This window comes from Desulfobacter sp. (genome assembly GCF_050177295.1).
This window is the reverse complement of the sequence record NZ_JBFXHE010000205.1, coordinates 1-7,765: the sequence shown is the minus strand read 5'-3', so window position 1 is coordinate 7,765 and position 7,765 is coordinate 1. Positions and strand designations below refer to the sequence as shown.

The window sequence follows — 7,765 nt, the reverse complement described above, 5'->3', positions numbered from 1 at the left end:
TAAGAAATACCAAAATTTTGTACCAAACAGCATCCGAAAAATTTGCGTTTCCCATAGGTTATCCCTCCAGATAGATGATATTGAGGAGGATAAATTATGGGCGGTCTGATAAATGTCAACAGAACCTACGAATCGGTGATTACAGGGTTGTCTACAGGATCGTCGAACAAAAAGTCATTGTTTATGTCCTTGCAGTGTGTCCCCGAAGAGACAAAGAAATTTACAGAGCAGCATCAGGGTAACAGTAAAAACGTGGCGGTTTTGCCGGTTTCACCCCTTTTTTAGGACAGTGTTCTTCAAGTACACAACGGTAACAATGGGGGCCAAGCGGGCGGCAGGTGCCCTGGCCAAAGGCAACCAGAATCCGGTTCACCTCTTTCCAGAATTTTTTTGGCAGCTTTTTTCTTAATGCTTTTTCCGTATCAAGGGGGGTTTTGGTTTTCACATACCCCCAGATATTCATGATCCGGTGTACATGGGTGTCCACGCAGATGGCGTCCTTGTCAAAGGCCACCGCCCTGACCAGGTTGGCGGTTTTACGCCCTACCCCCGGAAGCGTCACCAGCGCCTCAATCTCATCAGGAACCTTTCCTCCAAAGGCATCCAGGGCATCGGGCAGTTTTGATAAATATTGCGCTTTGGATTTGTAAAACCCCACGGGAAAAATCAGGTCCTGGATATGGGAAACGGAAAGCATTCTCAATGATTCAGGGTCCGGAGCCTTTTCCAGCAGGCGCTGTGCGGCAACCGCTGTGACTTCATCCTTGGTTCTTGCGGACAGGATGGTGGCCACAAGCACTTTAAAAGCAGACCGGCTCTGGACAGCAATCAGGTCCACCACCGGCACCTGATAGGTCTCAACCTCTTGTCTTAAGGTCCCAATAAAAAATGCAATATCAATGGTCATGGTCATGCCATATAGTTCACACCATTTTCAAACAGCTTGATACCCGTGGTTATTGTCTCTTCAAGGGATTTTCCCTGGCGCTTTGCACAAGCTTTCTTCCTGGGCCAGTCCGGGTGGTTGGCAAAATGATTGTAGCCTTCGGGATGGGGCATCAGGCCGAATATTCGTCCGGTGAGATCACAGATACCCGCGATATCACCCAAGGCCCCATTGGGATTGGCCGGAAAGGCACCCTTTGCAGGCGCACCATTGGCATCCGCATACCGGAACACCACCTGGTGGTTGGCAATAAGGCTTGCAAGGACGTCAGGGTCCGCAACAACCTTTCCTTCACCATGGCGTACCGGATAGTCAGATACGCCCAATCCCTTTGTAAACACACAGGGGCTGTCTGTATCGGGCACAAGCCTCACCCACTGGTCCCTGAAATTGCCGCAGTCATTATAGGTGATGGCCACGGACCTGCAGGTATAATCCTGGTCCAGGCCGGGCAAAAGGCCTAAATTCACAAGGGCCTGAAATCCGTTGCAGATCCCGATGACCAGTTTGCCGCCATCCACGAAGTCCAGCAAATCTTTGCCGATATTGTTCTTCATCTTCAGGGCCTGGATCACCCCTGCCCCATGGTCGTCCCCCCAGGAAAACCCGCCGCCGAATGCAAGAATCTGGAAATCCGCCAACCGGACATCGCCTCTGATCAGGGAATTAATATGCACCCGGTGAGCACCAGCACCGGCCTTTTCAAAGGCAAAGGCGGTTTCATAATCACAGTTCAGGCCAAATCCCGTCAGTATCAGCGCTTTTACAGCGCTTGCGCCGCTCATATTCTATCTCCAAAGGTTTTGTTGAATGCTGAACCAAGGGCTGCAATCGCCAGATCTGCCACAGGGTTACCGTCTGCTGAAATTTTGAGCCGGTCATGGCTGTCGGTTACCCTGCCAAGACATGCACAGGGCAGTCCCTTGCACAATTTTTCAAAGGTTTGTTTTTCATCCGGGCCCACAGAGACGATAAACCGCCCTGCAGACTCGGAAAATAAGGCTTTTTCACTGGAAAGCGGCAGATTGTCTGTCAGGGGGAGCCCTGAGATATCAATATCAAGGCCAAGTCCGCCGGCCATTGCCGCAAGGCAAAAGTGAATGCCTAAACCGCCGCGGCCCACGGCATGGCAGGAGGCAACCAGTTCTTTGTCAATGGCTTTTTCCAGGGCCTTGTACAAAGTTTTAAACTTTGAAAAGTCAACCCGGGGCACATTGAGACCGGTTTTGCCGAAGATCTCGTAATACTCCGATGCCCCCAGCTCATCCCCGGTGCAGCCCAGCACATATAAAGAATCGCCTGCGGTCTTGGGTTCCAGGGTCACGCACCGGCTGACATCGGAAACCAGGGATACGGCTGAGAACTGGACCGTCTCCAGGGCTGATACTTTGATCCGCTCACCAAACGCCCCTTCCAGATGGCCGTCCACATACATGGAGTCCTTGCCCGAGAGCAAGGGAATCCCATAGGCCATGCAGGCATCTTTCAAGGCCCGGCAGGCCCGGACAAGCTGGGCTGCCTTGAATTTCCCGTCCGGATTGGACAGGGCATCATATCCGATATCCGGCCAGCAAAAATTGTCCACCCCGCCGATATGGTCCAGCGACCCGCCCACGGCAATGAGACGGCGTACTGCCTCATCAATGGTACAGGCCATCATATGGTACGCATCAATTTTTGAGTACCAGGGCAGAATACTCTGGGAAAAGGCAAGCCCGCGTTCGCTGGTGAGCACGGGCCGGGTCACCGAAGCATCCGTAGGGATGTTGCGGTTGACGCCCACCAGGGGCTTGATCACGGAGCCGCCCTGGACCTCGTGGTCGTACTGGCGGATGATCCACTCCTTGGAACAGATATTGGGCCTGGCCAGCATCTGTTCAAGCAGGCCGTTAAAATTTGTGGGTGTGGAGATCACGGGTTCTGTCAGACCGCGTACCCCGGGCGGGGCCCACACCGCCTCAAATTCCCAGGCCGGGAACCCTTTGTCCAGAAGATCCATATCCACAAAGGCGCAGGTCTTATCCTTGTATTTGATATGCAGTTTGCCTGAACCCGTATATGTGCCGATGACCGTGGATTCCACCTCGTGAAGATCAGACAACGCCATAAACCGGTCCAGGTTTTCGGGCTTGAGGGCAATGGTCATGCGCTCCTGGGATTCGGAAATCCAGATTTCCCACATGTCCAGGCCCTCGTATTTCAGGGGCACCTTGTCCAGCCAGACCTCACATCCATTGGAAATCATGGCGGATTCGCCCACTGAAGAGGACAATCCACCACCGCCATTGTCCGTAATAAAGGTGATCAGCCCTTCATCCCGGCATATGAGCAGAAAATCATGCATTTTTTTCTGGGTATAGGGATCGCCGATCTGGACATGGCCTGCCGGGGTGTTTTCGGAATAGCTTTTGGAAGAGGCGGTTACCCCGTGGATCCCGTCCTTTCCCACACGGCCGCCGCTCATGATGATCAGCTCGCCCGGTGAGGTGGTTTTTTCATGGCTCGGCTTACCATTCACGGTTTTGGGCATAATCCCCAACGCCGTTACAAAAACCAGGGATTTTCCCATATACCCCGGATCAAACAGGGTCTGGCCAAAAGTAGTCGGCACCCCGCTTTTATTCCCCCCGTCCTTGACACCTTCAATAATTCCGTCAAGCAGACGACGGGGGTGAAGGGGGGGCTTTAACGGGCCGTTATAATTGATATCCCCCACGCAGAATCCAAAACTGCCCATGAACAGTTTGGAACCTAAACCCGTGCCCATGGGATCACGGTAGACCCCCACAATTCCTGTGATGGCACCGCCGTAGGCTTCCATGTTGGAAGGAGAGTTATGGGTTTCTCCGGTGATGACATAATTGTTCTCATCATCAAACGCCCCCACACCGGCATTGTCCCATAACACGGAAACCACCCAGTCCTTGGTCTCTTTCAGGGCCAGGGTGGGTGCTTTGATATAGGTCTTAAACAAAGAATTTTCCGTCGTGGTTTCACCGGTTTCTGTGTCCGTATACCTGAAAATACCGTTAAAGGTGTTGTGACAGCAATGGTCGGACCGGGACTGGGATATATATTCAAGCTCCACATCCGTGGGCTTTGACAACCCCATCTGGGCCCGCTCCGCCAGAACTTTTTTATCTAGAAAATACCCCCGGATCACAGGAATATCCCTGGGATTCAGTGACAGACTGCGCTCATGGGAAATCCGTGCAAGGATCTCATCGCTATCAATGTCCATGAAATCAAAGCCGGGGGTATGATTTAAAATAACCTTGGCAGGTTTTACATCTGCCCCGATCTTTTTGTCCCATTGGTCTTTACCAAACACTTTGTACTGCTGGATGATACCATTGGACAGAATCTGATCGGCGATCTTTTCAGCATCTTCCCAGGTCAGTTCAGCGCCGGTCAGGCAGTAGCGTTTAGATGTGTAAATATTCTCGCCAGGCAAAAAATCTTTTTTAAGAAGATCCCTGACCGCTTCCACAGCCGTGGCCCCGGCATTGTCCCGCACCCCCGGGCGGAATCCCACCCAGATGCAGAAATGAAAGTCAATATTCAGGGGCCCAAGACTGGATTCCTGAATAACAGGATTGGTAAACACCTCCCGGCGTATGGTTTCCAGTTGGTCCTGACCCAGGTCAGACTCCACGGTCACGATATTGATGCACCGGGCATCATCCATTTTAATGCCGAAATAGGCATGGGCCTTTTTCATCAGGGACTGGCCTTCGGCATCCCTTAAATCCTGTTTTAACGTGATTTCGATGTTGGAAATCATTGTAATCCACCGTTGAATAATCTGACTATGTCATTATAAAAAACAAAAACCATTAACGTCATCAGCACAGCTGCCCCGAACTGAACCATCTTCCCGCGCACCCGGGCACTCACAGGGCTGCCTTTAACCGCTTCAATGCTTAAAAACAAAAGATGCCCCCCGTCTAAAACCGGGATGGGAAACAGATTAATGATCCCAAGGTTTACAGAGATGAGCGCAATAAACCATACAAAATTTTCAAATCCGGCCCGGGCCTGGTCCCCGGCCATCTTGGCAATCATGATGGGACCGCCCAGATTATCGGCAGACACGGCCCCGGTGAACATTTTCACCACGGACAAAAGCGTCAGTTTCACCATCCCGTAGGTATCGGATACAGCACGGACCGCGGCTTGCCCGGGGTTTAAGGGATGATGAAAGGTTTCGCCGGTGCCGATAATACCAATCACATACCGGTTCACGGTTTCCCCGAACAGGTTCTTCTCTTCCCGGGTCCGGGGTGTAATCGTAAAGGAACGGACTTCACCTTCCCGTTCCAGAAGAATGGCCAGAGGCTTTCCCTCACTTTTTGAAACAATCCGGGAAATGTCTTCAAAAGACTGAACAGGCACACTGTCAATTTCCTTTATCACATCCCCCTTTTTAATGCCCGCAGCCATGGCCGCGGAATCGTCCACCACCTGGCCCACCTGGGGAAGCCCCATGTACATGCCATAGGTTTGATATAAAAGGTAAAAAATCACGATGGCCAGAAAAAAATTAAATGCCGGGCCAGCCGCCGCAATCAATGCCCGCTGCCCCACGCTTTTATGGGTAAAGGAGAGATGAAGGTCTTTTTCATCAAGTGCCTGGGCATCACCAGGCTCCTCTCCGGTCATTTTAACGTATCCGCCCAGAGGAATGGCTGAGATACAATACTCGGTCATGCCCCGTTTTATTTTCAAAATTTTTGGCCCAAACCCCAGGGAAAACACCTCAACCCCCACGCCGCAGGCCTGGGCGACGAGAAAATGCCCTAGTTCATGGACAAAAACCAGTACGCCAATAACAATGATAAATGCAAGAAAAGAGTGACTCATATCGATTTTTCCTAAAATTTGTTAGGCAAAACTTTGGATCAGGGATTGTGCCTTTTCCCTGGCCCAGCAATCGGCCTCAATAATACCTGAAAGCTCAGGATTGTCAATGCAGGTATGGGCACCCATGACCTCACGGACCAGGGTGAAAATATCTGGAAAGCCGATACGTTTTCTGAGGAAAGCATCCACGGCAGCTTCGTTGGCGGCATTCATAACCGCAGGCAGGGTCCCGCCCCTGCGGCAGGCATCATAGGCAAACTCAAGGGATGGAAAGCGTTTTGTGTCAGGGGCGTCAAAGGTTAATCCGTCCATGGCAGCAAAATCGGGAAAATTTAAGTTCAGATCCATGCGGTCCGGATAGGAAAAGGCATAGGCAATGGCGTGCATCATGTCCGGTTCTCCCAATTGTGCCATAACACCACCGTCTTTGAACCCCACCATGGAATGGACAATGCTCTGGGGATGAATTAACACCTGGATCTGATCAATGCTGATATCAAAAAGCCGGACTGCTTCAATGACCTCCAGGGCCTTGTTCATCAGGGTGGCGGAATCAATGGATATCTTAGCACCCATGCTCCAGGTGGGATGGTCCAGGGCCTGGGCCGGCGTAATGTTCTTAAACCGGTTATAGGGCAGATTTCTGAAAGGCCCGCCCGAGGCCGTGAGGAAAATTTTTTTAAGATCGCGTTTCTGGTTGCCCTGCAGGCATTGAAAAATAGCGCAGTGCTCGGAATCCACAGGCAGGATGTCCACCCCTTTTGCCCGGGCCCGGGCCATGACAATGTCTCCAGCCATGACCAGGGTTTCCTTGTTGGCCAGGGCAAGCTGTTTGCCGGCATCAATGGCGGCAAGTGCCGGGGCAAGACCTGCGGCACCCACCATGGCGGCAAGCACCATATCCGTATCTGCCCATTGGGCTGCGGCAATAAAACCGGATTCACCCCACAGGATTTCGGGGCAAAAGGAGCCTGAAAGCCGTTTGGCCAGACGGTCAGCATACTGTTCATCCAGCACGGCCACCATGGCCGGCTTAAACTGTTTTATCTGCACTTCCAGAAGATCAATATGGGTGGCACAGGTCAGACATTTGACGCTGAACTTGTCCGGGTGCATACCCACCACTTTAAGGGCAGATGTGCCGATGGAACCTGTGGATCCCAGTATGGTGAACGATTTCACAGGACAAACACTGAAAAAAAATAAAATACCGGGATGGCCAGAAGCAACCCGTCAATGCGGTCCAGCATGCCGCCGTGACCCGGCAAAATTTTTCCCGAATCCTTGATGTGGCCAACCCGCTTCATGGCAGACTCAAAAAGGTCGCCCACCTGACCTGCAACGGCAACACACAACGCGCAGGGGATACCGATCAGGGCAAGGGACACATCCTGGAAAAAAATAAGATTAAAAACAAGCCCGGACGTCACCGAAATCACCAGCCCCCCCACAGCCCCTTCAATGGTTTTATTGGGACTGATGTTCGGCGCAAGTTTATTTTTTCCCTTAAACGTCCCCACATAAAGGGCTCCGGTATCATTGGCAAAACAGACGATGAGCAGCCAAATCACCCACAAAGCCCCGCCCTCTGCGTTTCGGATAAAAACCAGAAGGGCCAAAGATAAGGGGATGTAAACAACGCCAAGCACCTGCCGGGCCACAAGATCAAAAATATGGGGCAAGGTAGAGAACCGTACCAGTACAAACACACAAAGGGTCATCAGATCCAGGGCAAGAATAAAAAACAGAATCTGCCAGGACCCAAGACATGCACCCATGACCAGCACCATACAGGCAGCATAGGAGATAATCCGGGTTGTCTGGGTAATGGGGCTGGTATCATTGGCACAGATGATATCAAGATACTCAAATGTCGCAAAAACAGAAACCCCGGATACCAGTGCGGCAAATAACAGTATGGACCCTTTAATAATAACCCAGAGCAGAAAAGGTGTA

Annotated in this window: 7 protein-coding genes; 1 reads left to right on the top strand and 6 read right to left on the bottom strand. The window is 51.6% G+C overall.

Annotated features, from left to right (window positions below):
* Positions 1-74: 74 nt before the first annotated feature.
* The gene (locus tag AB7U36_RS14300; RefSeq protein WP_428160414.1) at positions 75-242 is read left to right on the top strand and encodes a type II toxin-antitoxin system RelE family toxin; all 168 of its coding nucleotides are present in this window, start codon (positions 75-77) and stop codon (positions 240-242) included.
* Here the strand turns inward: AB7U36_RS14300 and AB7U36_RS14295 are convergent.
* The 6 genes from AB7U36_RS14295 to AB7U36_RS14270 form a co-directional block, all read right to left on the bottom strand.
* The gene (locus tag AB7U36_RS14295; protein ID WP_428160413.1) at positions 221-907 is read right to left on the bottom strand and encodes an endonuclease III domain-containing protein; all 687 of its coding nucleotides are present in this window, start codon (positions 905-907) and stop codon (positions 221-223) included. The two genes, AB7U36_RS14300 and AB7U36_RS14295, sit on opposite strands and share 22 nt — an antisense overlap.
* Positions 908-909: 2 nt before the next feature.
* Positions 910-1,731, bottom strand: coding sequence for a phosphoribosylformylglycinamidine synthase subunit PurQ (locus tag AB7U36_RS14290; RefSeq protein WP_428160412.1), 822 nt, complete (start codon positions 1,729-1,731; stop codon positions 910-912).
* Complete coding sequence (locus AB7U36_RS14285; protein ID WP_428160411.1) at positions 1,728-4,730, bottom strand: AIR synthase-related protein; 3,003 nt, start codon at positions 4,728-4,730, stop codon at positions 1,728-1,730. The genes AB7U36_RS14290 and AB7U36_RS14285 overlap by 4 nt, the downstream gene beginning before the upstream one ends.
* On the bottom strand, positions 4,727-5,809 hold the full coding sequence (rseP, locus tag AB7U36_RS14280) for an RIP metalloprotease RseP (protein WP_428160410.1): 1,083 nt from the start codon (positions 5,807-5,809) through the stop codon (positions 4,727-4,729). The genes AB7U36_RS14285 and rseP overlap by 4 nt, the downstream gene beginning before the upstream one ends.
* Before the next feature lie 21 nt (positions 5,810-5,830).
* Entirely contained in the window at positions 5,831-6,991 is a 1,161-nt protein-coding gene (locus AB7U36_RS14275; protein WP_428160409.1) for a 1-deoxy-D-xylulose-5-phosphate reductoisomerase, read from the bottom strand.
* Positions 6,988-7,765: phosphatidate cytidylyltransferase (locus AB7U36_RS14270; RefSeq protein WP_428160408.1), on the bottom strand; the 778-nt coding region annotated here is incomplete at its 5' end. The genes AB7U36_RS14275 and AB7U36_RS14270, both read right to left, overlap by 4 nt.

Excerpts from the sequence above, each read along its gene's own strand:
- AB7U36_RS14300 (WP_428160414.1), top strand. The coding sequence starts at position 75 with ATGATATTGAGGAGGATAAATTATGGGCGGTCTGATAAATGTCAACAG.
- AB7U36_RS14295 (WP_428160413.1), bottom strand. The coding sequence starts at position 907 with ATGACCATTGATATTGCATTTTTTATTGGGACCTTAAGACAAGAGGTT.
- AB7U36_RS14290 (WP_428160412.1), bottom strand. The coding sequence starts at position 1,731 with ATGAGCGGCGCAAGCGCTGTAAAAGCGCTGATACTGACGGGATTTGGC.
- AB7U36_RS14285 (WP_428160411.1), bottom strand. The coding sequence starts at position 4,730 with ATGATTTCCAACATCGAAATCACGTTAAAACAGGATTTAAGGGATGCC.
- rseP (WP_428160410.1), bottom strand. The coding sequence starts at position 5,809 with ATGAGTCACTCTTTTCTTGCATTTATCATTGTTATTGGCGTACTGGTT.